The organism is Brevundimonas sp., from assembly GCF_030682035.1.
Classification (GTDB): domain Bacteria; phylum Pseudomonadota; class Alphaproteobacteria; order Caulobacterales; family Caulobacteraceae; genus Brevundimonas.
Genome location: NZ_JAUXQZ010000016.1, coordinates 30760 through 56326, shown reverse-complemented (window position 1 = coordinate 56326; position 25567 = coordinate 30760). Strand labels below are relative to the sequence as shown.

Sequence of the window (25567 nt, the reverse complement as noted above, 5' to 3'; positions counted from 1 at the left end):
CTGGTGGGTGCCGCTCAGGTGCGCCGGATTTTTTCGTCCGTCCTTGTCCTGGCTCAAGAACGAGGTTATTGTGTACACCGTCCACAAAAGAATAACAAAGATAATGGACACTGTCCACATAAAAACGTAACAAGCCATGACCAGCCCGTCCGAGTCCCCGGCAGCGCCTGCCGTCCGCAGCACCTACCGCCATGGTGACCTGCGGCGCGCGCTGCTGGAAGCCGGGATCGAGCTGGCGCGCGCCGGTGGCCCCGACGCCGTGGTGCTGCGCGAAGCCACGCGCCGGGCCGGGGTCGCGCCGAATGCCGCGTATCGCCACTTTGCCGGCCGCGACGCCCTGCTGCAGGCGGTGCGCGCCGCCGCCCTGTCGGCCGTGGCCGCCGCCATGGAGGCCGAACTCGCCACCCTGCCTGCCGACCTGCCGCCGGCCGACTTTGCGCGCGCCAGCGTGCGCGCCGTCGGCACCGGCTACCTGCGTTTCGCACTGGCCGAACCGGGCCTGTTCCGCACCGCCTTTGCCCGCTCCGATGTGCTGATCCAGGCCACCCCCGAGGCGCCGACGGCCGGCCCCGGCGGGCTCAACCCCTTCGAACTGCTGGGCGCGGCGCTGGACAAACTGGTGGCCGCCGGCGTGATGCCGCCGGAGCGCCGGCCCGGTGCCGAGTACCTGGCCTGGTCGGCGGTGCACGGGCTGGCCATGCTGGTGGTGGACGGCCCGCTGGCGCCGGTGATCGGCCCGCAGCTGGCGCAGATCGGCCAGCGCCTGATCGACATGGTGGAAAAGGGGCTCTAGGCGTCTGGCCGTCGGCTCAAGCCAAATCGGCACTCACGCCACATACAGCAAGCGTGAGCAGCTATCAAAAACAGAGCAGACGGCCTGCTTGAGCACGGCGGCGGCGCGCTTCAAACGCCCCGGCCGGATTCAGCGCAGGTAGGGCGCCATCCTTTTCTCCAGCAGCGCCACCAGCTCAGGTTGCATGAAGCTGTAGTTGTCCGCAATGTCCAGGCACACCAGCTTTTTCCCCTTCAGCTGCGGGCCGAAGCGTTGCAACAGCTTGCTGCGGTGCGCGCGTTCCATGACGACGATCACGTCGGCGCAGCGGATCTGCTCGGCGTCCAGGAGTGTGTCCGCGTCCGGCGCCAGGCCGGCCGAATCAGTGCTGATGCCCGGCCGGCCGGCGAACAGCTGCTCCGCCGTCGGGCTGCGAAGGCGGTTTCTGCTGCATAAAAAAAGGAATTGCTGCATGCGGGCACAGCATAAACAAAACGGCCGGCGTTGATATAAAAGTGCTTCGGAAGGAAGTCGCAGCCCATGCGGCAACATTTTCGAACCGTCGGCGTAACATCTGTCAAATCAGTAGCCATGCAGCGCCTGTTCAGCGGTGCGCGGTTGCCAGCGCCTTGCCCATGCGCGCATTGCGCAGCACCACGCCCTGCCGCTCGACCTGCTGGCGCTGCTCGACGGTAAACCCCGACACGCTGAAGAAGGGTTCGGCCGTCAGGCTGACATCGGCGAACAGCGCCGTGATGCCGCGGCGCGCTGCTGACGCCTCGATGTGCGCCATCAGCGCTTTCGCCACGCCGCGACCGGCACAGGCCGGCGCCACAAAAAACTGGTCGATGTAACCCGAATCCTGCAGGTCGGCAAAACCCGCGACCGCGCCGTCCAGCTCCGCCACAAAAGGCTGGTTGGCCTGCAAACGTGCCGCCCATTGCGCAGCGTCGTGGTCCAGCGGCGCCCAGGCCTCGCGCTGTTCCGGCGTGTAGTTGCGCGCGGCGAGCTGGTGCACCGATGCATAAAAAACCGTGCGCAGCAGCGGCGCGTCATCGGGGCGGAAGTTGCGGATCAGCATGGGTGTCGGAAGCAAGGGAGCGCGGATTGTAGCGACGATGTTCTGGGCCGGTTGGCGGCCCGGGGCTACGCATCAAGGGAAGGGTGCCCTTCGGTGCAGAGTACATTTCCCGGGATCGCCCGGTTTGCAAGTAAAGGTCGAGGATGAACACCGGATTTGACAACTCACTCGCGTGGAGCGGCACACCTGCACCAGTTCTTGAAGATGGGCCAGCCGATAGCTGCTGTCCATGACAACGCTGCTCCGTGCCCTGCAAGGCAACATCACGACACTGGCCGTGGATGCCATCGTCAATGCCGCAAACTCCTCCTTGCTGGGTGGCGGGGGTGTTGACGGCGCCATTCATCGCGCAGCAGGGCCGGAGCTGGTGCATGAGTGCCGCCTCCTGGGAGGCTGCAAGACCGGGCAAGCCAAACTGACGAAGGGTTATCGACTGGCCGCCAGGCACATCATTCATACAGTGGGTCCGGTCTGGCGCGGCGGTGTCCATGGCGAGGCGGAGCTACTGGCTGCGTGTTATCGGAATTCCCTGCAACTTGCTGCCGGGAATGGCATCGCCACCCTGGCGTTCCCGAGCATCAGCACAGGCATTTACGGCTACCCCATCGAACTGGCCGCCCGGGTGGCTGTCAACACCGTTCGCTCAACATTGAAAACGGTCGGCGGTTTCACCGAGGTCATCTTCTGCTGCTTCTCTCCGGGCGACCTTCAGGTCTATGAGGAGGTTTTGAATGAAACGGCGGGCTGACATGCGGCCTGCGGTGTCGCCGCGTGTCGAGTTCCCGTCGGCGTGGAAGTTATGCTTGAAAAACAATGGGAGGAGTACTTGATGAGCGATCGGCGTTTATTCTGGCTTTTATACGCAGTGCTTCTGGTTGGAGCACTTAATCTGGCGGTCACGTTGTATTTTCACTCCGGGAAAAAGCCATCTGAAGCTTCGTTGGCTGGCGGTGCAAGCGATGTGAGCCACCAGGTCACGGACAAAGAGGCTACAGAACTCGCTCAAAGTGTCGTAGACCTGTATAACGACAACAAAATTCACGAGCTGTATCTGAAATTCGATGATCTGGCCAAACTCCAGTTCTCCGAGCAGAAACTCTCTGATGAATTGACCAAGCTTCGTGCGGTGGTCGGGCGTGTCGATCAATTCGCGTACGCCAACACCGAGCTTGCCGGCAAAGACGCTGGAAGAACTTACCTCACACTCCACTTCAAGGCCCGTGTTTCGGGTGCTGCGTTTACCTCGGGAACCGTCAAGCTCACGGTGTCAAGAAAAGACGGCCGCCTGGCTTTGTACGGATTTTTTCTCGGCGGACAGTCCAGCTGACCCTGTTTTTACAAGGGACATCTTCCTTCAGTGGACTTGAGTCCAGGCCGCTGGACCCCGGCGTTTCGCCCCACCGAGCCAGCCGCTCAACGCAGCGGCTTCACCACAAATCCAATCACCAGCCCCCTGGCCGTCACCGTGATCGCGCCGGGCTCCAGGCCCAGGCCGTCGGCCAACGCCAGGTCTTTCGGCTGCAGCTTGTGCAGCACCACCTCGAGCAGCGACTGCTCGGCCAGCGACGGGCCGTAGGCCTGCAGCAGTGCGGCCGGGCCCGGTGGCATGCCGGACAGGCTCAGGGTGTTGACCTTCAGTTTGTGCGCGCGTATCGACTGGTCACTCGCCTCGTAACGCAGCGCAAAGTCGACATCGAAATTGCCGGTGGTCGGGCGTGACAGCGCCGGGCCGCCGGCATCCACCACCATTTGTGTGCCCAGCCGGTTCTGCTCGGGCAGCAGGCGCAGGCGCGGCGGCTGCAGCGTCAGCTCCAGCAAGCCGCCCACCGGGTAGCGCATCGGGAATTTTTCAGCCACGGCCTGCTGCAATTGCGCCGTCGTGACGGTGTAACTCGGCTGCGCCTGCGCCGACACCGCGGCCAGCGCCATCGGGAATGTGGTGAGCCACTGTCTGCGTTTCATCGTGTTCCTTCAAAAGTGCACCCGGGTCAGACGATGACAGTGCACCTTCGTTCCCCGCGCGCCTGTGCTGTTTCTTCCCGTGAGCGTGCCAGCCCACATCTGGTAACCACCAGACACCTGTGGCACACAAGACAACACACGCGGCTTACCCGCGCATCGCCCAATGGCTGCATGCGGCCAGTCCGGCCGCGTCCATGCAGGAGACTCCCCCATGATCAAGACAGCACTTCTGGTTCTGGCCGCCGCGGGCCTGACGGGCTGCGCGGTATACCCCGCGGCGCCCTACGGCACGATGTACGAGCCTGCGCCTGTGTATGCGACGCCGGCGCCGGTGTTCATCGGCGGCTCGGTGTTTTACGGCCACCGCCCTGGCTACAGCCGCCCGCCGGTGCACTCGCACGGCCACCGTCAGCACCCGCGTCCTCACCTGCACAGGCCGGGCCGGCATCACCGCTGAAGCAGGCGGGCTTGTGTAAAGCTGGTGTATAGATCCGGAAACAGGGGTCTACCCGGTCAACAGGCCGGCGGGCAATGCCGTTGAACAGTCGGCCACGTGACATCAGCCTGATGTCACGAACCGCATTCAAAGGACTTCCATGAACAAATTACTCGCCGCCCTGATGACCACCCTGATCGCCGGCGCCGCTTTTGCGCAGGCTGCTGCCCCCGCAGTGCCTGCCGTCCCGGCAACGCCTGCTGTGGTCAAGGCCGAAGCCAAAGCCGAGAAGTCTGTCGCTGCCGCCGTGAAAAGCGAAGCCAAGGTCGACGCCAAGGCCGATGCCAAGGTGAGCAAGGCCGAAGCCGCCGCCGCTGAAAAGAAAACCAAGGCGCTGACCAAGTCCGCCAACACCAAGGCCAAGGCCGACGCCAAAGCCGCCAAGGCCGATCCTGAAGACAAGGCCAAAGCCATGGCCAAGGCCGACAAGACCGATGCCAAGGCTGACCTGAAAGCCGACAAGGCCGTGATCAAGGCCGACACCAAGGTCGACACCGTGCGCATCAAGGCCGCCGGCGACAAGGCCGCCGCCAGCGCAGAAACCACGGGCGCCAAGGCAGCCGCCGCCGCCGACGTGAAAGCCGCCGGCAGCAAGTAATTGCTCCAAGGGGGTTGCGGGCTTGTCCCGTGACGTCTTTTTTGAAAGACAGGTTTCGGCCTGTCTTTTTTTATGGCCGATGTAAAAGTGTCGCCTTGCCGGGGCTGGCAGCCGGATCTGTCATTGCGGGCTTGAGCCGCAATCCATGCAGCGCTGATCAGCGGCGCTGGCGCGATGCCCCAACGCAGACATCGCGCTGCGTCCCAGGCTCGCCTGTTTCGGCAGGGCTGACTTCCCACTCCCAACCCCCCGCCCTTCCCTCGCCCCGCTGGGCGAGAGAAGGGAGCTTCATTTGGCCGCGTGCGCTGCGCTCGCGTGCAATCTTGACGGTCTGTTGGGATTCCCGTCCTTGAAGCGCTGCGCGCTTCAAGGACTCCGGATTTGTCTCCCGTATTTGTTTTATCTCCACCCCTTCTGTATGCGCCGAGGAGCGGAGGCAAAAGCGGATCAGGGCTTGCGATTGTCTGAGCGAAGCGAGTTCGAGCGAGCCCCCGCTTTTGACGAGCACCGCAGGTTGCCCTCCGCAGCGTCAGCGAAGGAGGGACGCAGACAGCAGGGTCGCCTTTCTTTTCGTTAGGTTTCTTTGGCGAGACAAAGAAAAGTAACTCGCCCGCCGGGGCGAGACCCGGCTTGCATGAGTGTCTACCGGAGCGTGAGCTTGCACTGGCTTCGCCAGGCTCAGCCCGAACGGTGTGGAGGATCGCCCGTGGCTCCCGGATTAAGTCCGGGATGACAAGAGAGATGGGACCATGACCTCCAGCGTTATCGACACCCTGCAGCGCGCGGTCGAGGATACAGGCACACACCTGGAAGGAAACCCGCCATGCCCGCCTACGCTTTCGCCCTGCTGCGCAACGTGAAGATCAACGACCAGATCGCCGAGTACATCTCGCGCATCGACGACACGCTCGCGCCTTTCGGCGGCGCCTTCAAGATCCACGGCGGCCGCACCGAGGTGGTCGAGGGCGCCTTCGACCACACCCTGGTGGCGATAGCCTTCCCGGACATGGATCACGCGAGGCGCTGGTATGCCTCCGAGGCCTACCAGGCCATCCTGCCGCTGCGCACCGACAACTCGGAAGGCATCACCTTTCTGATCGAAGGAGTGGAAGAGGGTTATCAAGGCAGCCAGATGCTGGCCAAGCTCGATCCCTGTTGAACTTGGCACGGTGCGCCGGGCACAAGTCAAATCGACCGCCAACCTATGACTGGCAGGCGTCAACAGCTATCAAAAAAGGAGCAAAGCGCTGCGCGCCTCATGCACTCCGGATTGGTCCTGTATTGGTTTTCTACCCCACCCTTCTGTATGCGCCGAGGAGCGGAGGTCCAGACGGATCAGGGCGAGCGATTGTCTGAGCGAAGCGAGTTCGAGCTCGACCCCGGCTGAACCGAGCACCGCAGGTTGCCCTCCGCAGCGCCAGCGAAGGAGGGTCGCAGACAGCAGGGTCGCCTTTTCTTTGGTGACTTTCTTTTGGCGAAGCAAAAGAAAGTTACTTGCCGCCGGGCAACCCCCGGCCAGCTGGTGCAGGCACACCACACGGCACGATCACATCAACATGGATCCCGGCTCAAGTCCAGGATGACAACGCAGGCCGGACCACAGGTCATTGGCTCGGACAACCATGCCACCCGCACATCTGCGGTATGGTGGGCCCATGCGATGTTTCCTCTCCCTGCTGCTGCTTGCCACCGTCACGCTGGCGGGCGCGCAGGCGCCCGCGCTGAAGAACCCGCAGGAGGCGTTGGACCTGGCCGTCGCCTCGCGCAAAGTCCTCAATGAATACGCCATGGGGGCGATGGAGCCCGAGGCCATGAAGTACGCGCAGCGGCTGCGCCTGACGCAGGCCGCGCTCGACGCGCAGGCGCGGCGCTGGCCCGCGTCGGCCACGGGCACTGACGCGTGGACGCCGTGGCGCATCTGTCAGGGCGCCTTGCAGCAGGCCTCGGCGCTGGCCGCGCTGTCTGCGCGCAAGGCCGTCAGCGGCGTCAGCGAGGCCGACTTCCAGGCCGCCAGGGCCAGGCTGCAGCAACTGCGCGCCGGCTGCGACACGCAGATCCAGCGCAGCGGCAAGCCGGCCTGAGCCGCTGCCGCAGTTGCGGCGCCGCCACTGCTGCGGCAACAGCGACGACTTCCGGATGACAGCAGCGGCCCGCCATGCTGGCGCGAAGCCGCGGGATGGCGCATCATCGGCTGCAAGAAAGGCAAGCCATGGTTTTCAGTCATTCCCCTGACATCTGGACCCAGTGTCCCGAGCTGGTGCCCGGCGTGCTGTTCGCGCGCGGCATCAGCACCCGGGCCTCGGTCGGCGCGCAGGTCGCGCGTTTCAGCGCCACCGCGGCGGCGCGCCTGAACGGCGGCAGCGAAAGCGCGCTGCCCGAGATCCAGGCCTGGCGCCGGGTGTTTGCCAAGATGGGGCTGCAGCCGACCAAGTACCGCTGCGCCTCGGAAGCGCTGCTGCGCCGCTTGAGGAAAGAAAACGCCTTGCCGCGCCTGCACCCGCTGGTCGATCTGTGCAACGCCATCTCGGCCGCGTTCGCCATCCCCGTGGCGGTGTTCGACTTGTCCAAAGTGGTGGGCGACATGGAAGTGCGCCACGCCACCGGCAGCGAGTCCTACCAGACCTTCTCGGGCCAGCTCGAGCACCCCGAGCCGCAGGAGGTGATTTACGCCGACCAGGGCGGCAACGCGCATGCGCGGCGCTGGACCAACCGGCAAAGCAGCCTGTCGGGGGTCAGCGCCGGCACCCACACCGTGATGATCGTGGCCGAGGCCCTGCACGAGTCAGCCTATGAAGACATGCGCACGCTGCTGGCCGCCCTGATGGAAGAGATCGCCATCGCCTGGCCGGCTGCCGCATCAAAAGCGCGCCTGCTCACGCGGGCCTCGCCGCGCTTCGACTACACGCCGGAAAAATAAGCGAACCGCGCCGCGCCGCGCGCTCAGTTGCGGGCGCGCCCGACCACCGACCAGCCAGCCTTGAGGTTGGCCTTGTCGTTTTCATACTCCCACGCGGTGCCGCAGCGGTCGCACTGGTAACTGGTCACGGTGACCAGCGCGCCGCCGCGCCGCTCCTGCCGGTTGCCGCCCTGCACCAGTTCCGGGTGTCCGGGTGCCTTGCGCCAGTTGCGCTGGATGCCGGCGCACGAATCGCACAGCGTCATCTTCTTGAGTTCGTTCTGGCGGTTGATGTCGTCGGTCATGGCAGGTCTCGGGCTGGTGGGTCGGGGCGTTGGAAGTGTTGATTGTCGCCGGGCTGGGCCTGCCCCCGGTTTTGCGCAAGCAGCCCCAGGCTGGCCCGGTTTTTTCTTTGTGAGGAAGTTCACATCGCCCAAGCTGCACGGCGCGGGGGCGCCTGGTTTCTCCTCTGAACACCCTGCCGGGCGCCGCGATGGACGCCGTGCCCGGCCATTGAGCTTGCCTGCGCGTTTGGCTATTGTCTGCGTCCCAGTTACAAATTTTCACGGGAGTGGCCATGTTGATATTTACCAATCGCGAGCTCAAGGTCGAGGCCGGAAATGCCTCCGCGTTGACCAAGGTTTTCCAGCCCTTCCACGAAACGCTCAACAGCGTGGATGTGCTGGCTGCAGCCAACGGCTGGCGTGTCAGCCAGCATGGCGTCGGACTCAGCGACGAAGCCGTGCTGGCAAAGATCGAGGCCGTGATGGACGGAGACAAACCGGTACTGGTTTATCTCCACGGCAACAACACCACGCCCGCCAAGTGTTTTCTGCGGGCCCGGCAGCTGGAAGCGCAATACGACGTGTCCGTGATCGCCTACTCGTGGACCTCCGAAGGTTTCCTGCCCAATGGGGAAGACCAGGGGGGCATGGACCCGACGCGGATGGATACCGATGACGACGAAGACGCACTGACCAACGTCAAGACCCGCGACGACCTCAGGCAAGGGTGGATTGCCCGCAAGGCGCGACGGTACGGCCAGGCCAAAAAGAATGCGCAGGAGAGCAAGGATTCGCTGGCGCGTTTTCTGCGGCTGGTCGCCGCCGCCCGGCTGCGCAAGCAAAGCCGCAAAGTGTCTTTTGTGGCGCACAGCCTGGGCTGCCACTTTCTGCAGCACACGATCAATGAGCAGGATGCAGAAGCGTCCTTGTCCGCGATGCACAACGTCATCCTGAGCGCCGCTTGTACCGCAGCCGCCAAACACACCGCCTGGCTAAGCCAGATCCATCCGCTGCTGAAGGTGTACATCACATACACCAGGGCCGATGCGGTGTTGTTCGCGGCTTCCGTGGTGGACAGCGAACTCAAGCTCGGCACGGCTTGGGGCGACGAATATCTGACAGGACCGAAGTACCGTTACATCGACTTCGAAAACGCCAAAAAAATGAGCTTGCATGCGCATCGTTACTTCGTCGCGGAAGACGACAAGAAACTTTCGAAAGAGGCGAAAGAGCTTTTCAGACGCATATTCACCTCTCTGCCCGATTTTCAGCCGCCGGGGGAATCCGCCAGGGTCGTTTATCCGGTGGGCTGCCGTGTGGACGGATCCATCTGCTACATGGGCAATGCTGCCCCGGGCTCTGGAAACTACCTCTAGCGCCCGGGCGCCGAGTCGGCGCCTGCAGATCAAACCGGGCTTCAGCCCATGCGGCACAAGCGCAGGCAGCTATAAAAACAGGAGCAAATGAAGGTCGGTCGCGATTCCCGTCCTTGAGTTCCATGTTGGTATTTGTTTTCTGCTTTTTCCCCCACTACCCGTCGGGCTGGGCCGAGGAGCGCAGCCGAAAACGGATCAGGACGGGCGATTGTCTGAGCGTGCGAGTGCTAGCCCGGCCCCGTTTTCGGCGAGCACCGCAGGTTGCCCGTAGCGAAGCGCAGGGACCCAGACCATCGGGTCGCCTTTTTCTTTGTGAGTTGCTGCCGGGCAACCCCCGGCTTGTGGGCGTACCCCACAACACGAGTCAAGCCGCGGATCACGTCCGGGATGACAAGTCTCAGCCCGTGCCGAGCGCCCGCAGCCGCTGGTGCGCCGCATCGTCCATATCCACCGGCTGCTGCTGTTTGGCCTTCAGGTAGTGGTCGGTGAACACATCAAGGTAGGCCTCCAGCACCTCGGCGGCGTGGGCCTCGCCGACCAGCGCCAGGCACAGCGCCGCGACTTCCGAGGTGCAGAAATGTTCATCACGCTGCGAGCGGCGCAGCTTGTATTGGGAGAGTTGTTCGCTTTGCAGGCTCAGCACCGGCAATGGGTCGAGGTAGGGGCTTTTGCGGAACATCATGCGCGCCTCGGGCCAGGTCGCGTCCAGCAATACAAACAGCGGGCGTCGGGTTGCAACATCGGCAGCGGCAGCGACAGGCTCCACCTCCGTCACCACGCGCGCGCTGTCGACAAACTCGCCGGGAAACACCAAATAAGGCTGCCACTGCGGGTCGGCCAGCAAGGCGATCAGCTCCGGATCGACCTCGGTGCGCGCCCAGCCGAAGGCAAAGGTGTCGGCCACCACGTCGGCCACCAGCCAGCCGGTGTTGCTGGGCTTGAGCGGCTCGATGTCGGCCATCAGCAGGCAGACACCCGCCCGCACCGTCAGCAGCGGGCGCAGCGCACACAGGCAGTGGTTGGGCAGCAGGCGGCAACCGGCGCAGCGCTCGCCGCGCGGGCCGCCGCGTGCCAGAAAGGGTTTAGAACTGCGCGCCAGGCGCGCGCTGCGCAGGCGGCTGACCGCGTGGGGCGTGGAAGCGGCCGGCACGAGCGTTTAGCGGCGGCCCGCGCATTCGAGCTCGAACAGCGGCACATCCAGCCGGCGGCTCAGCCACACGCCGCCGCCCACTTCGGTCAGGCCCTGGCGCAGGCCCTGGCGGTACAGCTGCGCCGGGTGGCGATACAGGCGCGGGTCGGCCAGTTCATCGTCGATGACGTCGCGCTCGTAGTCTTCGCGCGTCGCGGCCTCGACATACAGCGCGCCCCGGGTCAGGCGGCCAATGTTGTGCAGGGCCAGCTTCAGGTCCGCCGCGTCCAGGTAGGTCAGCACGGCCTGGCAGATCACCAGGTCGAAGGGCTCGCTGGCTGTGTAGTTCACCACCGAGCCGCGCTCCCAGCCATACCGCTCGCACAGGTACGCGCTGTATTCCACCCCGTGGTAAGTCGCCTCAGGAAAGTGTGTGGCCACGATCTCGCGCCACACGCCAATGCCGCAGCCCATGTCCAGCACCCGCTTCACCGGCACGCGCAGGTACTTCAGGTAGCTGCACACGAAGTTGCCCAGGCGCGCGACATGCGCCGGGTCCACCACGCCGGTCTTCTCGTCGAAGTAATAACGCTGGTAGTAGGCTTCGTCGAACCAGGAGTCACTGGCAGAGGTCACGCGTGACTGCTTTTTTTTTCTGAGCGGTCAGGCGGCGGGCGGGCGGTGCAGCCCGCACAGCTTGTTGCCGTCCGGGTCGCGCAGGTAAGCCAGGTAGAGCCGGCCCACCGCACCGTCGCGAAGGCCTGGCGGGTCTTCACACGTCGTGCCGCCGTTGGCCACACCCGCTGCATGCCAAGCCTCGACCTGTTCGGGCGACTCCATCTTGAAGCCGATGGTGCTGCCGTTGCCATGGCAGGCCGCTTCGCCATTGATGGGCGTGGTGATGCCGAAGCTGCCGCCCGGGCTGCGATAGAAGTAGCGGTTCTTGTTGGCGACGCCGGGGCCCACGCCCAGGGTGCCGAGCACCGCGTCGTAAAACTTTTTTGAAACTTCGAGGTCGCTGACGCCGACCATGATATGACTGAACATTGGGTTTGTCTCCGTGGGGTGCCCGGCTGGGCTGATTTGCGATGGGGAGATGGTAAGGGATGGCGAGCGACTGAGGCGCGAGTCAGGAGCGTCTCTTGCCGTGCCTACTGCGCTCCCGTTGGGGACATCCTGGCGGCGGCGATCAGTCGTTGAATCTCCTCGGGAGACATATCCTTGAGTGCTTCGGTCGCTTCACGCCGTAGCGCAGCTGGCGTCTTCTTGGTGCGCTGCTGTTCGGCAAACTTGTTGGCCAGTGGTTTCAGCGCCTCAACAACTCCTTCGGCCAAGATGAAAAAGGTCACGAGATCCCCTGTGGTTGTCATGCCGAGTTCCTTCAGGCGGGATTCAAACAAGGGCTTGCGATCTACCGGAATGGCGATGCCTGTGCGGAAATAAACTGCAGGATCGTTCGACTTGACTGTCATAAGGTATTCAAAATGGAAGAAAGTTATGTGCTGCGAAATGTTAAGCAAAGAGCTAGGACATGCGCGACGTCGGCAACGTAAAAGCTTGCTGGCGACCTTGGTGATGAACGGAAGGTATGGGTTGGTCCGAAGCGGATCGTGGAACCCCGTTCCGCTTCTCCGTGAACTCTAAGCCGCCAGAGCAGAGCCTATTTCTTGCCAGTCATCGCCGAGTTCCACGAAACAAGATCCAGACTTTTGTGATTGCATAGCCAGCGTTCGACGCCCGCGACGACACTCTCGCCATCGTCGCGGAGTACCGTAAACCCCCTCAACGGACCGCCCATTTGTTCGAGAACGGTCACTAAGGTGTTCGCCTCGATGCACCGGACTTCGAAGTTGGCGTCGGCGGCCGATGCGGCCTCGCGTTCGATATGTTTCCAGCACTGGCTGTGGAAAAGCTGGTCGACCGGGAGTCGCTGTCCCGTGAGGATGTCATAAGCGGGCGACGTGCGCCAGCGGTGCTTTACGCCGTTGCGTGAGATGCCTACGTAGCGGATCTTGGCGTTGCCTCCTGCCACCAGGTACAGACATGCCCCCTTTGCGCGCCATGCCGTCTCGTTGATCACTTCGTAGCGAGCTTGCAACCACGGACCGCGACGGGCGTCGCTCTCGGGTACGTTGCGTTTCCAGCGAGAGCCGCCAAGGCCATGAATCCGGAGAACCGGGGTGGCCGCGTTAAAGATTGCCAGAGCGGCTTGGAAGGGGTCGTTGTTTGTATTCATATTAAGATTTTTTGTAGTTCGAGTTTGGGCTTTGGACGCGAATTCAGTGTCGTCGGATACGTTCTAGCCGGTGCGCGACGGTGATGACTTGACCTGTCGGACTCAGCACTGCATACGCGTCAAGGTGAGGCTCGAGCGCGGCCGCCAGCGGACCTGCGTATGCCTTCAGGCGTCTTCGGCCGGCTTTGTCGAGAAACAACTTTGCAGCGCCCCCGCCAGCTGGTTCTGTACTGCCGAATTGGATGAGCAGATCGACCAGCAATGGCGGAATACCTCGTTGCTGGCTGCGTATCGCCGCATGTTTGGTTATCTCCCTCACGTCTCGACCTTTCCGAGCAGGGTCAAGATGAGTGTCTCGACATCCATGCCATTTGCCTGCGCCTGAGCCTGAATAAGCCCGAAGGTACCGGCCGAGACAGAGAGTGAGAGTGAGGCTGTCGAACCGGGCGTCTTCGAACTCGGGACGAAGCCTTTGCGACCCGCAAGCCATCGCCGAGCTTCTTCGAGGGGAACTTGGCTGCGCTTTCCTGTTAATTGTGTATGGAGACGATCCGCGGCCTTTTCGCTCGTGGCGTTGCGTACGCTTTTCACGTCCATATCCGCGAGCAACGCGATCTCAGCGATAGACAAACAGTCGGACCATTGCGCGTCTTCATCTATCGAGTAAAACCGTTCGCCACCATCTAGCACGTGGCGTGTGCATGCCATTTCCACGGCCCGGATTGCTTTGTGAGGAACGGGTACTTCGTCCTCCTCAAGGAAAGGGGTCAAACCGTGCAGCCCCGTCAGGAAGAGCATCGCGTCCTGAGCGTCTGGATCAAGGCTTCCATCCCCATCGCCCAGCCCATCGAAGACGCGGCCTTCTACGCCGTACTCATACATGCGCATGACGGTGCTCCACAACGTGGATTGGCGTACATCAGTCGCCAAGGTAGCCGCCAGGCCTCGACCATAAATTCGATCGATCGAGTCAGCAAATCGCCGAAGAAATTCTTCAAGTTCAAGTTCAAGTGCAAGTCGAGTGATCATGGTGTCCTATATGATTTATGTGATGTCACATGGACTGATGATACGCCTTATTTTCACAAATGTGTTGCTTATGATGACATGTGGGCTGAATATTTATGGCGTCTGTGGCTTGGCGCGCGAAGTTGTTTAGGAAGAAAGTTCGGCGGCATCACCTGTTCAGTCGCCGCCCGAATTCGCCATCTTCACTTACCGTGATCATCAATTTTTGAGTAGCACGGGTCGCCGCCACATAAAACACCCGCGCGGCCTCCTGCTCGTCTTCGCCCTCGGCGGGCATATGCCCGACACCCGGCAGCGCGACCACCGGGAACTCCAGCCCCTTGCTGACCTTCATGGTCATGATCTGGATGGCGTTGGCGCCGGGGTTGTAGTCGCCAGACCGTTGGCGCAGATTGAAGGGCAGCTTGCGCTGGTGCAGAGCGTCGGCGCACAAGTACATGGTGTCGTAGTCCGGACACAGGATGGCCATATCGCCCCAAGCGTGGCCCTCCTGGTGCGCGTGGCGCAGGTGGTCGGCGATGGCGAAGGCTTCGTCGCGCAGGGTCGGCAGTTTGAGGATGACGGGCGCTTGCCCTTCGCGGCCGCAGCTGATGGGTTTGACCAGCGGTATGCCGTCGTCGTCCCTGTCGTCCGGCGTCAGCAGGTCAGCCGCGATCAGGTTGGCGGTCTGCAAAATCTGTTTGGTGTTGCGGTAGTTGATCTTCAGGATGGTGGTGCGGCCCTGGGCCTGCACGCCCACGCTCTTGAAGCTGAAGTTCTTGCTGCGCGCTCGTTCATAAATGCTTTGTGCGTCGTCATACAGCAGCAACAGGCTGTTGGTGGTCGGGTCCACCATCTGGGTGACGAGGCGAAGCCAGGCGGGCTGGAAGTCGTGGCCTTCGTCGATCAATATCGCCTGGTACTGGCCGCTGGGAATCTGGTTGCGGTCTACGGCACGGATGACACGGTCAACCAGTTCCTCCGCGAACTTGGGGCCTTGGGGCGGCATCACCTGCCCCGAGTATTTGAGCTGGTCATAACACCATTTGTGAAAGTGCCGCGCATGCACCTTGCCGCCCAGGCCTTTGGCGGTCATCACGCTGTGCAGCTTCACGCCCAAAGGCTCGTTAAAGCACAGGATCAGGATGGGTTTGCTGGTGGCTGTGCTGGCCTGCGCCAGGTACTCGGCGCGGTAGCCGAGGATCATGGTTTTGCCGGAACCGGCCACGCCGTGAATCACGCGGTGCCCGTCACCCAGGCTGCGGGCCAGCTGCTCCTGCTGGATATCCATCACACGCATGATGTCGGGCAGTTCGGCGCCTGTATCGCTGTCGTCAAACAGGGTGCCCTGAGGTTGAACACGAACTTCCGGAAAAAGTATCCAGCGCACGCGGTCCAGTTGCGGCAGCGACATCACGCCGCTCATCATGAAGGGGAACATGCCCCACAGACGACTCTGGAATTCTTCCGCGCCGACCGACTCCAGCATCTCGTCCTGGCAGATGACGCGGGACTTCTCCATCGCCCCGTGCAGTTCTGCGTCGTTGAACTGCTTGCGCGTGATGTTGGAAAACACCACGCCGTAGCTCCACGGGAAGGCCAGCTTGCCCTGGTGAGGACCTTCGTGCTGAATGAGCTGCTTGTCGCGTTGCAGCGCGTCGATCACCTGGTGCGCATACTGACGCGCCTGCTCCAGCGGATTGAGCACACTTTTGGGAATGCCGTCAGGCATGATCTCCCACGTTTGACGGTCAGCCTGCTTGATGGTGGACAGGCGCCAGTCCTTGACCTCCAGCACCAGCACACCCCGCCGGGGATGCATGACGACAAAGTCGGGATGCGCGTTCTTCGGTCCCACCGGCACGTCGTACCAGAGCAGGTAATCGTCATCGAGCTTCTGCTCCAGCCGTTCCGCGAGCCTGCGCTCTCCGCTGGTCATGCGCGAGACACAGCTGCCCATCGAGGGAATAAGTACCGCCATCCGAAGTCACCACCCGCTAACACTTTGTGACAACCATCATCGCCGCTAATGCGTCGAAGGGCTACAGGGCTGTCCCGGGGTTAGGTGGCGAACCAACGCTTGCGCGGTAAAACCCGAAGTAAATAAATCACAAGAACGATCAACGCATTTGTATTCGCTACCTCCTGTCGCTTGGTGGGCCTGGGAGTCGCTGTCTCAAGCCCTTCTCCCACACGCGCGCGAACACCCCGGTCCGATAATTGCCTCATGACCCAGATGCCCCCCATCGCCACCACTGTTCCCGACATCGTCCTTGCGGATGAACCGGGCACCACGGTGACCACGGTGGACGTCACGGTGGTGGAGGTCGGCGAAGTCACGGTGGTCGAGACGCAGCAGGTGTTCGACCCCGACAGCACCGCGCACTTCCAGACCAAAATGAGCCGGGCGCCGGTCTGGTTTGTTTCCATCGTGGCCAGCAACCACCGCGAGAAGCACCGCTTTCGCGAAGAGCTGGCGCAGATCAAGGGCGCGTGGCCGTTGCTGATGAAGCAGCGCAAGGGCGGCACCTGGACGCCGGAAGACAAAGTCCAGCTCAAGGCCATGGTGCGGTCGGCCTCGTCGGTCAGCCCCTATTTGTTCATCTGGGCGGTCCCGGGCTCCATGGTCTTGCTGCCCTTCCTGGCTTGGTTCCTGGACCGGCAGCGCAAGAGGCGCGCCGTCGAGCGGCGCCGGCTCAACAAGGAATAACTTGCGGCTGCTTCGGTTGATGCATTAAATTGGCGTCCAGCGCCCGTGCAGCAAGCGCAAGCAGCTATCAAAATCAGAGCGCCTGACAATTGTCCTGCCCATGATGAAAGCCCGTCCCGATGCCTGAGCCAACCAGCGACTTCCTCGTCATCGGCGGCGGCATCGCCGCAGCGTCGGTGGGCTACTGGCTGGCGCCGCATGGGCGGGTGACGCTGCTGGAGCGCGAGTCGCAGCCGGGTTACCACTCGACCGGGCGTTCGGCGGCGCTGTTCATGGAAAGTTATGGCACGGCCCAGGTGCGGGCGCTGACCATGGCGAGCCGCGCCTTCTTTGCCCACCCGCCCGCAGGTTTCAGTGAACACCCGCTGATCTCGCCGCGCGGCGCGATGATGGTGGCCACCCACGGCGAAGAGGCGCAACTGGCCGAACAGTGGGACATCTTCCGCAGCGTCACGCCGCGGGCGCCCCTGCTGAGCAGCGCTGAGGCCTGTGCGCTGGTGCCGGTGCTGCGCCCGGACAAGGTGCTTGGCGCGGTGCTGGAGCCGGATGCGGCCGACATGGACGTGGATGCGATCCACCAGGGTTTTCTGCGCGGCCTGCGGCGCGCCGGTGGCCGGGTGATCTGCAACGCCGAGGTCACGGCGCTGGCGCGCAGCGGTGAGGTCTGGCAAGTGCAGGCCGGCGGCGAAAGCTACGAAGCGCCGGTGGTCGTCAACGCGGCCGGTGCCTGGGCTGATGTGGTGGCGGCGCTGGCGGGTGTGCAGCCCATAGCCCTGGAGCCACGGCGCCGCTCGGCCTTCATCTTCGCGCCGCCCGAAGGCATGCCCAGTGCGGCCTGGCCGTTGACGGCCAGCATCAACGAGGGCTGGTACTTCAAGCCCGACGCCGGCATGTTGCTGGGTTCGCCGGCCAATGCCGACCCGGTGGCGCCGCAGGACATCCAGCCGGAGGAGCTGGACATCGCGATGGCGATTCACCGCATCGAGGAGATGACCACGCTGACCATACGCCGGCCCACGCGGACCTGGGCCGGGCTGCGCTCGTTCGTGGCGGACGGCGACCTGGTGGGTGGCTTCGATCCCGACGCGCCGGGTTTTTTCTGGCTGGCGGCGCAAGGCGGTTACGGCATCCAGACCTCGGCGGCCATGGGCGAGGCCTGCGCCGCACTGGCTCGCGGCCTGCCGCTGCCGCAGCGCATCGCCGGCTTCGGCCTCACCGACGCCATGTTGTCGCCGGCGCGGCTGCGCGCAGCCTCCGGGCCTTAAGCATCAAATCGGCCTGTAAAGCCCGCCCGGCAAGCGCAAGCAGCTATCAAAACAGGAGCGTTTAGCGGCCCGAGGAGCTGCCGGAAGGTGGCGCCGCCGGCACCTTCAGCACGCGCCTTATGGTTTCCAGCAGGTCGGCATTGGAGGTCGATGCCTTGAGCAGCACCGCGTCGGGACGGGTCTTGGCATCGGGCAGCACCTCACTGGCGGAGAACACCACCAGCGCGGGCCGCGGTTGCAGGCTGTCGATCAGTTCCACCAGGTCCCAGCCGGATTCCCTCCCCAGCGTCAGGTCCAGCAGCACCAGGTCAAAGGGCTGGGCGCGCAGCGCGGCGCGTGCCTGGTCCAGGTTGCCGGCAAACTCGAAGGTCGCGAAGTCGGCGGCGATGCTCGCGGCAATGTGCTGGATGTCGATGTCGTCTTCCACATGCAGGATGCGCGGCTTGCGCCCGTGCAGGTCGGCCACCGCGCGCTGCATGGCGGCCACCAGTTGCGCCTCGTCGATCGGCTTGCTCAGCCAGTCCGACACCGACGAGGGCGTGTGGTCGAGCTGGAGCTGGCCGTCGCCGGTGAGGGTGGAGATCACGATCACCGGCAGCGCCCGCGTGGCTTCGTTCTGGCGCAGGCTGTTGAGGAAGGTGCCGCCGCCCTGGCCGGGCAGGCGCAGGTCCAGCGTCACGGCGTCGTAGCGGCCGGCGGCCAGCAGCACCGAAGCCTGCTCGGCGCTGTGGGCCAGGTCGGTATCGAAGCCGGCCTTGTCCAGCATGATGGCGATCAGCCGGGCCACGTCGAGGTCGGCTTCGCAGACCAGGATGCGCGCACGCGGCGCCGCCGTCGCGGCGTCGGCCGGCCCGCGCCACAGCGGCAGCTCGAAGAAAAACGTCGTGCCTTCGCCGAGCCGGCTGTCGAACCCGATGCTCCCGCCCATGCGCTCGACCAGCGCGCGCGAGATGTTCAGGCCCAGGCCGGTACCGCTTTTCTGGCGGGTGTCGGACGAGTCGGCCTGCGAAAACTTCTGGAAGATGCGCGAGCGGAATTCCTCGGGGATGCCGGGGCCGTGGTCGCGCACCTCGACCCGCACCCCCAGCCCGGCGCGCAGCACATGCACCTCGACCACGCCGCCGGCGGGCGAGAACTTCAGCGCATTCGACAGCAGGTTGGTCACCACCTGCGTCAGCCGGTCGGCCTCGACCTTGACTTGCAGCCCGGGGTCGTCGCATTGCAGTGCCAGGCTGACATTGTTGGCCAGGCCGTAGCCCTGGTTGGCGGCAACGGCCTGGGTCAACAGCGGTAGCAGCGCCATCGGTTGCAGCTCCAGCTGCATCTTGCCGGACTCGATTTTTTCGATGTCGAGGATGTCGTTGATCAGCCGGATCAGGCGCTCGCAGTTGTTCTTGGCGATGTCGATCAGCTTCATGGCCGGGTCGGGCAGCTTGCCGGCCATGCCGCCGGAGACCAGGCCCAGCGAGCCGCGGATCGAGGTCAGCGGGGTGCGCAGCTCATGGCTCACGGTCGAGACAAACTCGCTTTTCAGGCGGTCGATGCGCTTGAGTTCGGTGATGTCGGTGGCCAGCGAATAAAAGCCGATGACCTTGCCCTCGTCCTCGCCATCGCCGTAACGCGGGAAGTACTTGACCACATAGTCGCGCACATCGCCGTTCGACGAGCGCTGCTTGCGTTCGTACACCACCGGGTAGCCGGCCAGCACCTCTTCCACCCGGGGGCGCAGCTTTTCGTAAAACGCCGGTTCCATCAGCTCGCGCATGCTTTTGCCCAGGATCTCCTCGCTCGACAGGCCAAAGGCCTCCTGGTAGGCGCGGTTGTGGAAACGGCAGCGCTGGTCGGCATCGACATAGGCGATCAGCGCGGGCACGGTGTCGGTGATGTCGCGCAATTGCTGCTCGCTGGCGCGCACGCGGTCGCTGGAGCGGCGCATCTCGGTGGTGTCGCGGCCGGTGCCGCGGTAGCCGGTGAAACGCCCCGAGGCATCGTAGATGGGCACGCCGCTGATGGACAGGTGGCGCACCCGGCCCTTGCCGTCCAGCCGCGAGACCTCGAAGTCGCGAAAAGGCTCGCGCCGCTGGAGCTGCGCCTCGTGCGCCGCCCAGACGCTTTCGTCCATGTTCACATACGGCAACTCATGCCGCTGTTTGCCGATGCTGCTGTTGCTGGTGAGCGCGCCCATGTCGGCGACCTGGCCGGCGATCTGGACAAAGCGGAAATTCTCGTCCTGCTCCCAGAACCAGTCGTTGGACAACTCGACCAGCGCGCGAAAACGCTCCTCGTTGGCGCGTGAGCGCTGCTCGGCGAGCTTGCGTTCGGTGATGTCCTGCAACTGCGAAATGAAGTGCAGCGGCTTGCCCTGTGCGTCGCGCACCAGTGAGCAACTCAGCACGGCCCAGACGATGCTGCCGGACTTGTGTTTGTAGCGCTTCTCGCGCTGGTAGGTCTCGATTTCGCCGGCCAGCGCGCGCTGGCGCTGCAGGATGTCTTCGCCGGCGTCCTCGGGATGGGTGACATCGGGTGCGTTGGGCCCCAGCAGTTCGGCCTCTGAATAACCGAACATCTCGCAAAACGCGCGGTTGACGCGCAGGCGCTTGAAGTCGGTGCCCAGCACGGCCATGCCGATGGCGGCGTTTTCGAAGGCGCTGGTGAACTGCTGGTCGCTGGCCAGGGCGCCGGCGGCGCGCTCATACGCCGCCAGCCGCTCAGCCTGCTGGCGCAACTGCTGCTGCAGCTCCTCGTTCAGCTGCGTCAGCGCCTGCACGCGGTCCTGCAGGCTCTGCGGTGTTGCTTTGTCTTGCGCCATCTGCTTCAGGGGTTGGTGCTTGCTTACCGCGCTTGCCTTGTGGAACGGGCCAAACGTGTGCTGCCGCGATGTAGTCAGTATGGGTTATTTTCTCCCGCGCGGCGGTCAGCGGCCCGCGGTATTTGCCGGGGTTATCCCTAGCCACACCCGCCGCGCTGAGGGCTACTGGTCGTCCACCGTGCCGACATCGACCTTCATCTCGCGGACTTCCAGCGGTTGTGCGCCGTAGTCGGATATGAAGGCCACGTCGGCGGCGTCGCGCCCGTAGGCCAGCACGATGCGGCCGCCGCGCGGCTCTTTCTGCGTGGCGTCGAAGGTGTACCAGCGGCCGCCGACAAAGGCCTCGAACCAGGCGTGCAAGTCCATCGGGTCGAGTTCGTGCAGGTAGCCGACCACCATGCGCGCCGGCATTTGCAGGCTGCGGCACAGGGCAATGCCGACATGCGCAAAGTCGCGGCAGACGCCGGCGCCGTGGCCCAAGGTGTCCATCGCGTCGGTGGTGGCTTCGCTCACGCCGTATTTGTAGTCCAGGTTGGTATTGATCCAGGCGCGGATTTTTTCGGCCTGGGCATAACCCGGCGGGGTGTCGCCGACGATCTCGCGTGCCTTTTCGAACATCTTGTCGGACGGGCAGTAGCGGCTTTGCAGCAGGTAATGCAAGACGTCGCCGGGCAGTTCGGCCACCGGCGTGTGTGGCGCGTCGGGCTGGACCGCGATCTGGTCTTCCACCTCCATCACCACCTCGACGGTGATCTTCATCTCGCCGGCCGGCAGCACCAGGCGCTGGCACAGGTTGCCGTAGCCGTCCACGTATTCGGTGGTCGGCACCCAGGGGTCCAGCTCATACCGGTCGCTGACGATCCACTGGGCCTGGCCGCTGCGCGGGCGCAGCATCGCGACGATGGGACAGTCACCCACCGTGTGGACGGTCAGGTGGCAGCTGGCCTTGAGCTTCATGGCGCGCCTAGCCGCGTTTGCCGGTGACCGCGCGGTAGACGAACAGCAGGATGATGGCGCCCAGCACCGCGGCGATGAAGCCGGCCGACTCGCCGACCTGGTAAAAGCCGAGGAAGCGGCCGAGGTAGGTGGCAATCACCGAACCGACGATGCCGATGATCACGGTGATGATGAAACCTGCCGGGTCACGGCCGGGCATCAGGAATTTGGCGACGATGCCGACGATGAAGCCGATGAGGATGGTCCAGAGAATGCCCATGGTGGTCTTTCGAGAGAGTTGGAGGTGTTGACGTGAAACGGGCCCGGCCCGAAGACAACAGAGCATCCACCGCACCCGGGCAGCGAGCTATCGGAGAAGCGAGGCGCGGCGTGTAGGACCATGCAGACACAGGCGCCCCCGCGCCGGCGGAAGCGCCCTCACCCCCGCTGGCTCAGAAGGCAAATCGGCCTCCGGCCCAGGACTGGCAAGCGCAGGCAGCTATTAAAACAATAGCTGCCTGGCGGGCTGGCTTATTCCGGCAACACGCCGATTTCCCTGGTGATGGCGGCCCAGCGGGTGTGTTCGCTGGCCAGGAAGGCCGCCACCTGCTCCACCGACAGGCCGGGTTCGGCGATCGGGCCGATGGTGGCGATACGGTCGGCCACCTCCTTGTCGGCCAGCAGGCTGCTGATGTCGCGGTTGGCGCGGCTGATGGCCGCCTGCGGCGTGCCCTTGGGCGCCACCACCGCAAACCAGCCGACCATGTCGAAGCCCGGCAGCAGTTCGGACAGCGCCGGCACCTGCTCCCAGCCCGCCACGCGTTTGAGCGAGCTGGTGGCGAGCACGCGCAGCCGGCCCTGTTTGGCGAGCGCCGCGGTGGAGGCCAGGTCGGCGACCATGGCATCGATGTGTTTGCCCATCAGGTCCTGCGAACCGACGCCGACCGAGGAGTAGGACACCAGGTTGGCCTGCGCGCCCGAACGCGCATTGAACAGGCGCGCGATCATGCCGCTGAAGGTGCGCGGGCCTTCGTTGCCGAGCGTCAGCTTGCCGGGCTCGGCTTTGGAGCGGGCAATCAGGTCCTCGATGGTCTTGAGCGGCGAGCTGGCCTCGACCAGGATGGCGAACGGGCTTTTGGCCACAAAGGCCACCGGCACGAAGTCCTTTTGCGGGTCATAGGGCAGGGTCTTGAACAGCAGCGGGTTGGTCACCAGCGCGGCGGTGGTGGCGAAGTAAAAGGTGGCGCCGTCGGCCGGCGCGCGGGCGGCGACCAGCGCGCCCGTGATGTTCTGGCCACCGGGTTTGTTGTCGATGACCACCGGCTGGGCCCAGCCTTTGGCCAGGCGGTCCGACAGCAGGCGCGCCACGTTGTCGGGGCCGGAGCCGGCCGGTTGCGACAGCACAAAGCGGACGGGTTTGTCCGGCCAGGCCTGGGCCTGGGCCAGCGGCAGCCAGCCGGCGATGGACAGGGAGCTGAGGGAAAGGGCGAAGTGACGGCGGTTCATGGTGTTGTCTCCTGGGTTGTTGTTCAATTCACGCGTTTTCAAATGTTTCATGCGGCAAGCAGGGCGCTGCGGGTGTGGCGGGACCGCTGGACCCGCAGGCCCTCCAGCCCTGCGGCGCTGTCGGCAATGCCGAACACATAGTGGTCGGGCCGGACCAGCGCGGCCTGGCACGCGTGGCGGGCCATCCAGCCGGCCAGCACCGCATCGGCCTCGCGCCAGGCGGGATCGGCCAGGTCGATCAGCGTCAGGGCGTCGTCGCCGGCGTGCTCACGGGCGCTGGCGCGCACACGGTCGCCGGCAGCGGCCGCCAGCACCAGGCGCCAGCCCGTGCCGGCGAGATGGTCCAGCCGCAGCCGGCCGCCGGGGCGCACGATCCAGGGCTGGGGAAACAGCGTGCCGCGCGCGGCGTGGGCATCGTCTGCGAGGCAGCAGGCGGTGTCGCCTGCGCTGCCGATGGGCGGCTGCACATCCTGCCGGGGTGTCGGCTTGACCTCGCCGCCGGCCTGCGCGAGCAGCGTCCGGTCGCGTTCGCGCGCCGCCACCGGGTCGCGTTCGCCGATGAGCTGGCCGATGTGTTTGATGCGGCGCGTCAGTTCGGTGACATGCGCCTTGCGCTCCGGGCCGTAGCTGTCCAGCAGGGCGTCCGGCGCCGCGCCGCTCAGCACGGCGTCCAGCTTCCAGCACAGGTTGGCCACATCGCGTATGCCCTGGCACATGCCCTGGCCCAGAAAGGGCGGCTGCTGGTGCGCGGCGTCGCCGGCCAGGAAGACGTGGCCGCGGCGCCAGTCGCGCGCCACCAGCGCGTGGAAGCGATAGCTGGCCTGGCGCCACAACGTGGCATCGTCGGGCGTGATCCAGCGCGCCAGCAGCGGCCAGGTGCCTTCGGGTGTGGCCAGGTGCTGCGGGTCTTCGCCTTCGTTGATGGAAATTTCCCAGCGCCGGTGATTGCCGGGGCCGATGATGTAGGAGCAGGGCCGCTGCGGCTCGCAGTACTGGGCGCTGGTAGCGGGCACTTTGGCCAGGCCGCGTTCATTGAGCAGCACATCGACGACCAGCCAGGGTTCGTCGAAGCCGAGGTCGTCCAGCGGCATCCCGGCCAGGCCACGCACGGTGCTGGAGGCGCCGTCGCAGGCGATGACGTAGCGCGCCTGCACCGTGGATAACCTGCCGTCCTCGCCCTGCAGGCTCAGCGTGGCCTGCTCGCCGCCTGGCTGCAGGCCGGTCACGGCCTGGCCCAGTGCCAGGGTGACCGACGGCAGGCCGGCCACATGCCGGCGCAGCACTTCCTCGAGGCGCGGCTGGGTGAACACCAGCGAAGGCGTGTAGCCCATGGGGTAAGGCGGCGGCACCGTGGACATGCGCTTGATCAGCGTGCCATCGACGCCATAAAACAGCGAGTCGGTGAAGGGCTCGGTGAAGGCGGCGAGTTCCTCTTCGAGACCCAGCTCCTGGAACACCCGCATGATTTCATGGTCTAGCGCAATCGCGCGCGGCTTGTCGTAGACCTCGCGCTGGCGGTCGCAGACAAAGGTGCGCAGGCCGCGCCGCCCCAGCAAGGCGGCGGCCACGGCGCCGGTCGGGCCGAAACCGACAATGGCCACGTCATACACCGGCGGCATCATCAGGCGGCCTCGTCCTCGACGGTGTTGGACAACACACCGACACGCTCGAGCTCGATCTCGACCACGTCGCCGTGTTTCATCCAGACCGGTGGCGTGCGCGCCTGGCCCACGCCCGCCGGTGTGCCCATGACGATCACGTCGCCGGGCTCCAGCGTCATGCACTCAGTGACCAGCTTGATGGTTTCGGCCACGCCCCAGATCATGTCGCGGGTGTTGGCGTCCTGCATGACCTGGCCGTTCAGGCGCGTCTGGATGCGCAGCTCGCTGGCGCCCGGCGGCAACTCGTCGGCCGTCACCAGCACCGGGCCGAAGCCGCCGGTGCGGTCGAAGTTCTTGCCTATGCTCCACTGCGGGGTTTTCTTCTGGTAGTCGCGCACCGACATGTCGTTGAAGCAGCTGTAGCCGAAGACCGCGTCCAGCGCCTTGTCCATGCTCGCGTGTTTGATACGTTTGCCGATGACCACGGCGACCTCGGCCTCATAGTCGAAACGCACCGACACGCGCGGGCGCAGGGCCTTGCCGCCGTGCGCCAGCAGCGAGGTCGCCGAACGCAGGAAAAACCAGGGGTACTCGGGTTTCTCGCGGCCGCCTTCCTTGGCGTGGTCGAAGTAGTTCAGGCCCAGGCAGATGATCTTGCCGGGCTCGGGCAGCAACGGCGCCAGCGTGAGGCTGCCCAGCGGCAGGCGCGGCGCGCCACTGGCGAGGGCGGCTTTCGCGGCGGCGGCGAGGTCCACACCGGCGGCCAGCGCTGCGCGCAGGTCGGCTGGCACCTGGGGCTGGGCCGCGTTCAGGTCGATCACATCCGCGCCGTCGACGAGACCGAGGCGGGCTTGTCCATTGTGGAGAAAGGTGGTGAATTTCATGGAAAGGTTCTCTGGGAA

28 protein-coding genes are annotated in these 25567 nt (G+C 64.5%); 11 read left to right on the top strand and 17 right to left on the bottom strand.

All coding sequences use genetic code 11. The features are described from left to right. Positions 1–136 precede the first annotated feature (136 nt). A complete protein-coding gene (locus tag Q8K49_RS03300) occupies positions 137–793 on the top strand; it encodes a TetR/AcrR family transcriptional regulator (protein WP_305304047.1) in 657 nt (218 codons plus the stop codon). 129 nt (positions 794–922) lie between these two features. On the opposite strand, the gene Q8K49_RS03295 is transcribed toward Q8K49_RS03300, so the two are convergent. Both Q8K49_RS03295 and Q8K49_RS03290 read right to left on the bottom strand, forming a co-directional pair. Further along, positions 923–1246 carry a low molecular weight protein tyrosine phosphatase family protein gene (locus tag Q8K49_RS03295; RefSeq protein ID WP_305304046.1) on the bottom strand — a complete coding sequence of 108 codons (324 nt, stop codon included), beginning with the start codon at positions 1244–1246 and terminating at the stop codon, positions 923–925. 130 nt (positions 1247–1376) lie between these two features. After that, the gene (locus tag Q8K49_RS03290; protein ID WP_305304043.1) at positions 1377–1853 is read right to left on the bottom strand and encodes a GNAT family N-acetyltransferase; all 477 of its coding nucleotides are present in this window, start codon (positions 1851–1853) and stop codon (positions 1377–1379) included. Positions 1854–2082: 229 nt separating this feature from the next. Here Q8K49_RS03290 and Q8K49_RS03285 point away from each other — a divergent pair, with 229 nt between their 5' ends. After that, on the top strand, positions 2083–2601 hold the full coding sequence (locus Q8K49_RS03285) for an O-acetyl-ADP-ribose deacetylase (RefSeq protein ID WP_305304041.1): 519 nt from the start codon (positions 2083–2085) through the stop codon (positions 2599–2601). An 81-nt stretch (positions 2602–2682) separates the two neighbouring features. Next, positions 2683–3180 (top strand): hypothetical protein, encoded by a 498-nt coding sequence (locus Q8K49_RS03280; RefSeq protein WP_305304039.1) that lies wholly within the window; start codon positions 2683–2685, stop codon positions 3178–3180. 86 nt (positions 3181–3266) lie between these two features. Here the strand turns inward: Q8K49_RS03280 and Q8K49_RS03275 are convergent, their stop codons facing one another. Then, positions 3267–3815 carry a hypothetical protein gene (locus Q8K49_RS03275; RefSeq protein ID WP_305304038.1) on the bottom strand — a complete coding sequence of 183 codons (549 nt, stop codon included), beginning with the start codon at positions 3813–3815 and terminating at the stop codon, positions 3267–3269. Positions 3816–4026: 211 nt separating this feature from the next. Between Q8K49_RS03275 and Q8K49_RS03270 the strand changes: the two genes are divergently transcribed. The 5 genes from Q8K49_RS03270 (at position 4027) to Q8K49_RS03250 (ending at position 7826) form a co-directional block, all read left to right on the top strand. Next, positions 4027–4272, top strand: coding sequence for a hypothetical protein (locus Q8K49_RS03270; RefSeq protein ID WP_305304037.1), 246 nt, complete (start codon positions 4027–4029; stop codon positions 4270–4272). A gap of 163 nt (positions 4273–4435) precedes the next feature. Continuing rightward, positions 4436–4909: a hypothetical protein gene (locus Q8K49_RS03265; protein ID WP_305304035.1), complete on the top strand. Its 474-nt coding sequence runs from the start codon at positions 4436–4438 to the stop codon at positions 4907–4909. 823 nt (positions 4910–5732) lie between these two features. After that, a complete protein-coding gene (locus Q8K49_RS03260) occupies positions 5733–6068 on the top strand; it encodes a DUF1330 domain-containing protein (RefSeq protein ID WP_305304033.1) in 336 nt (111 codons plus the stop codon). A gap of 496 nt (positions 6069–6564) precedes the next feature. Beyond that, the gene (locus Q8K49_RS03255) at positions 6565–6990 is read left to right on the top strand and encodes a hypothetical protein (RefSeq protein WP_305304031.1); all 426 of its coding nucleotides are present in this window, start codon (positions 6565–6567) and stop codon (positions 6988–6990) included. A gap of 74 nt (positions 6991–7064) precedes the next feature. After that, positions 7065–7826: a B3/4 domain-containing protein gene (locus Q8K49_RS03250; protein ID WP_305304029.1), complete on the top strand. Its 762-nt coding sequence runs from the start codon at positions 7065–7067 to the stop codon at positions 7824–7826. 23 nt (positions 7827–7849) lie between these two features. Here Q8K49_RS03250 and Q8K49_RS03245 read toward each other — a convergent pair whose 3' ends face one another. Then, positions 7850–8110 (bottom strand): hypothetical protein, encoded by a 261-nt coding sequence (locus Q8K49_RS03245; protein ID WP_305304027.1) that lies wholly within the window; start codon positions 8108–8110, stop codon positions 7850–7852. A gap of 272 nt (positions 8111–8382) precedes the next feature. On the opposite strand from Q8K49_RS03245, the gene Q8K49_RS03240 reads away from it, so the two are divergent. Continuing rightward, positions 8383–9465: an alpha/beta hydrolase gene (locus Q8K49_RS03240; protein WP_305304025.1), complete on the top strand. Its 1083-nt coding sequence runs from the start codon at positions 8383–8385 to the stop codon at positions 9463–9465. 397 nt (positions 9466–9862) lie between these two features. Here Q8K49_RS03240 and Q8K49_RS03235 read toward each other — a convergent pair whose 3' ends face one another. From Q8K49_RS03235 to Q8K49_RS03205, 7 genes are all read right to left on the bottom strand, one after another. Next, positions 9863–10615, bottom strand: a complete 753-nt coding sequence (locus Q8K49_RS03235) for a tRNA-uridine aminocarboxypropyltransferase (protein ID WP_305304023.1) — start codon at positions 10613–10615, stop codon at positions 9863–9865. A 6-nt stretch (positions 10616–10621) separates the two neighbouring features. After that, entirely contained in the window at positions 10622–11230 is a 609-nt protein-coding gene (locus Q8K49_RS03230; RefSeq protein WP_305304021.1) for a trans-aconitate 2-methyltransferase, read from the bottom strand. A 27-nt stretch (positions 11231–11257) separates the two neighbouring features. Next, positions 11258–11641 (bottom strand): VOC family protein, encoded by a 384-nt coding sequence (locus Q8K49_RS03225; protein WP_305304019.1) that lies wholly within the window; start codon positions 11639–11641, stop codon positions 11258–11260. 104 nt (positions 11642–11745) lie between these two features. After that, entirely contained in the window at positions 11746–12066 is a 321-nt protein-coding gene (locus Q8K49_RS03220; protein ID WP_305304017.1) for a hypothetical protein, read from the bottom strand. A gap of 188 nt (positions 12067–12254) precedes the next feature. Further along, positions 12255–12830, bottom strand: coding sequence for a hypothetical protein (locus Q8K49_RS03215; RefSeq protein ID WP_305304015.1), 576 nt, complete (start codon positions 12828–12830; stop codon positions 12255–12257). 315 nt (positions 12831–13145) lie between these two features. Beyond that, entirely contained in the window at positions 13146–13859 is a 714-nt protein-coding gene (locus Q8K49_RS03210; protein WP_305304013.1) for a hypothetical protein, read from the bottom strand. A gap of 148 nt (positions 13860–14007) precedes the next feature. Then, on the bottom strand, positions 14008–15819 hold the full coding sequence (locus tag Q8K49_RS03205; protein ID WP_305304011.1) for a DEAD/DEAH box helicase: 1812 nt from the start codon (positions 15817–15819) through the stop codon (positions 14008–14010). A 246-nt stretch (positions 15820–16065) separates the two neighbouring features. Between Q8K49_RS03205 and Q8K49_RS03200 the strand changes: the two genes are divergently transcribed. After that, on the top strand, positions 16066–16548 hold the full coding sequence (locus tag Q8K49_RS03200) for a hypothetical protein (protein ID WP_305304009.1): 483 nt from the start codon (positions 16066–16068) through the stop codon (positions 16546–16548). A gap of 119 nt (positions 16549–16667) precedes the next feature. Then, the gene (locus tag Q8K49_RS03195) at positions 16668–17813 is read left to right on the top strand and encodes an FAD-binding oxidoreductase (RefSeq protein ID WP_305304007.1); all 1146 of its coding nucleotides are present in this window, start codon (positions 16668–16670) and stop codon (positions 17811–17813) included. A gap of 61 nt (positions 17814–17874) precedes the next feature. Here Q8K49_RS03195 and Q8K49_RS03190 read toward each other — a convergent pair whose 3' ends face one another. The 6 genes from Q8K49_RS03190 to Q8K49_RS03165 all read right to left on the bottom strand — a co-directional run bounded on the left by Q8K49_RS03190 (position 17875) and on the right by Q8K49_RS03165 (position 25549). Next, positions 17875–20622 (bottom strand): PAS domain S-box protein, encoded by a 2748-nt coding sequence (locus tag Q8K49_RS03190; protein ID WP_305304006.1) that lies wholly within the window; start codon positions 20620–20622, stop codon positions 17875–17877. A gap of 162 nt (positions 20623–20784) precedes the next feature. Then, a complete protein-coding gene (locus Q8K49_RS03185) occupies positions 20785–21579 on the bottom strand; it encodes a transglutaminase family protein (RefSeq protein WP_305304005.1) in 795 nt (264 codons plus the stop codon). A gap of 7 nt (positions 21580–21586) precedes the next feature. After that, entirely contained in the window at positions 21587–21838 is a 252-nt protein-coding gene (locus Q8K49_RS03180) for a GlsB/YeaQ/YmgE family stress response membrane protein (protein ID WP_305304003.1), read from the bottom strand. A gap of 251 nt (positions 21839–22089) precedes the next feature. Further along, positions 22090–23064 (bottom strand): tripartite tricarboxylate transporter substrate binding protein, encoded by a 975-nt coding sequence (locus Q8K49_RS03175; RefSeq protein ID WP_305304002.1) that lies wholly within the window; start codon positions 23062–23064, stop codon positions 22090–22092. Between the two features lie 47 nt (positions 23065–23111). Then, positions 23112–24686: a bifunctional 3-(3-hydroxy-phenyl)propionate/3-hydroxycinnamic acid hydroxylase gene (locus Q8K49_RS03170; protein ID WP_305304001.1), complete on the bottom strand. Its 1575-nt coding sequence runs from the start codon at positions 24684–24686 to the stop codon at positions 23112–23114. Continuing rightward, positions 24686–25549, bottom strand: coding sequence for a fumarylacetoacetate hydrolase family protein (locus tag Q8K49_RS03165; RefSeq protein WP_305304000.1), 864 nt, complete (start codon positions 25547–25549; stop codon positions 24686–24688). Before Q8K49_RS03165 ends, Q8K49_RS03170 begins: the two co-directional genes overlap by 1 nt. Positions 25550–25567: the final 18 nt, after the last annotated feature.

Excerpts from the sequence above, each read along its gene's own strand:
- Q8K49_RS03295 (WP_305304046.1), bottom strand. The coding sequence starts at position 1,246 with ATGCAGCAATTCCTTTTTTTATGCAGCAGAAACCGCCTTCGCAGCCCG.
- Q8K49_RS03240 (WP_305304025.1), top strand. The coding sequence starts at position 8,383 with ATGTTGATATTTACCAATCGCGAGCTCAAGGTCGAGGCCGGAAATGCC.
- Q8K49_RS03260 (WP_305304033.1), top strand. The coding sequence starts at position 5,733 with ATGCCCGCCTACGCTTTCGCCCTGCTGCGCAACGTGAAGATCAACGAC.
- Q8K49_RS03175 (WP_305304002.1), bottom strand. The coding sequence starts at position 23,064 with ATGAACCGCCGTCACTTCGCCCTTTCCCTCAGCTCCCTGTCCATCGCC.
- Q8K49_RS03170 (WP_305304001.1), bottom strand. The coding sequence starts at position 24,686 with ATGATGCCGCCGGTGTATGACGTGGCCATTGTCGGTTTCGGCCCGACC.
- Q8K49_RS03225 (WP_305304019.1), bottom strand. The coding sequence starts at position 11,641 with ATGTTCAGTCATATCATGGTCGGCGTCAGCGACCTCGAAGTTTCAAAA.
- Q8K49_RS03190 (WP_305304006.1), bottom strand. The coding sequence starts at position 20,622 with ATGGCGCAAGACAAAGCAACACCGCAGAGCCTGCAGGACCGCGTGCAG.
- Q8K49_RS03290 (WP_305304043.1), bottom strand. The coding sequence starts at position 1,853 with ATGCTGATCCGCAACTTCCGCCCCGATGACGCGCCGCTGCTGCGCACG.
- Q8K49_RS03220 (WP_305304017.1), bottom strand. The coding sequence starts at position 12,066 with ATGACAGTCAAGTCGAACGATCCTGCAGTTTATTTCCGCACAGGCATC.
- Q8K49_RS03180 (WP_305304003.1), bottom strand. The coding sequence starts at position 21,838 with ATGGGCATTCTCTGGACCATCCTCATCGGCTTCATCGTCGGCATCGTC.
- Q8K49_RS03300 (WP_305304047.1), top strand. The coding sequence starts at position 137 with ATGACCAGCCCGTCCGAGTCCCCGGCAGCGCCTGCCGTCCGCAGCACC.
- Q8K49_RS03195 (WP_305304007.1), top strand. The coding sequence starts at position 16,668 with ATGCCTGAGCCAACCAGCGACTTCCTCGTCATCGGCGGCGGCATCGCC.
- Q8K49_RS03285 (WP_305304041.1), top strand. The coding sequence starts at position 2,083 with ATGACAACGCTGCTCCGTGCCCTGCAAGGCAACATCACGACACTGGCC.
- Q8K49_RS03255 (WP_305304031.1), top strand. The coding sequence starts at position 6,565 with ATGCGATGTTTCCTCTCCCTGCTGCTGCTTGCCACCGTCACGCTGGCG.
- Q8K49_RS03245 (WP_305304027.1), bottom strand. The coding sequence starts at position 8,110 with ATGACCGACGACATCAACCGCCAGAACGAACTCAAGAAGATGACGCTG.
- Q8K49_RS03280 (WP_305304039.1), top strand. The coding sequence starts at position 2,683 with ATGAGCGATCGGCGTTTATTCTGGCTTTTATACGCAGTGCTTCTGGTT.
- Q8K49_RS03215 (WP_305304015.1), bottom strand. The coding sequence starts at position 12,830 with ATGAATACAAACAACGACCCCTTCCAAGCCGCTCTGGCAATCTTTAAC.
- Q8K49_RS03165 (WP_305304000.1), bottom strand. The coding sequence starts at position 25,549 with ATGAAATTCACCACCTTTCTCCACAATGGACAAGCCCGCCTCGGTCTC.
- Q8K49_RS03205 (WP_305304011.1), bottom strand. The coding sequence starts at position 15,819 with ATGGCGGTACTTATTCCCTCGATGGGCAGCTGTGTCTCGCGCATGACC.
- Q8K49_RS03270 (WP_305304037.1), top strand. The coding sequence starts at position 4,027 with ATGATCAAGACAGCACTTCTGGTTCTGGCCGCCGCGGGCCTGACGGGC.
- Q8K49_RS03250 (WP_305304029.1), top strand. The coding sequence starts at position 7,065 with ATGCTGGCGCGAAGCCGCGGGATGGCGCATCATCGGCTGCAAGAAAGG.
- Q8K49_RS03200 (WP_305304009.1), top strand. The coding sequence starts at position 16,066 with ATGACCCAGATGCCCCCCATCGCCACCACTGTTCCCGACATCGTCCTT.
- Q8K49_RS03275 (WP_305304038.1), bottom strand. The coding sequence starts at position 3,815 with ATGAAACGCAGACAGTGGCTCACCACATTCCCGATGGCGCTGGCCGCG.
- Q8K49_RS03265 (WP_305304035.1), top strand. The coding sequence starts at position 4,436 with ATGACCACCCTGATCGCCGGCGCCGCTTTTGCGCAGGCTGCTGCCCCC.
- Q8K49_RS03185 (WP_305304005.1), bottom strand. The coding sequence starts at position 21,579 with ATGAAGCTCAAGGCCAGCTGCCACCTGACCGTCCACACGGTGGGTGAC.
- Q8K49_RS03210 (WP_305304013.1), bottom strand. The coding sequence starts at position 13,859 with ATGATCACTCGACTTGCACTTGAACTTGAACTTGAAGAATTTCTTCGG.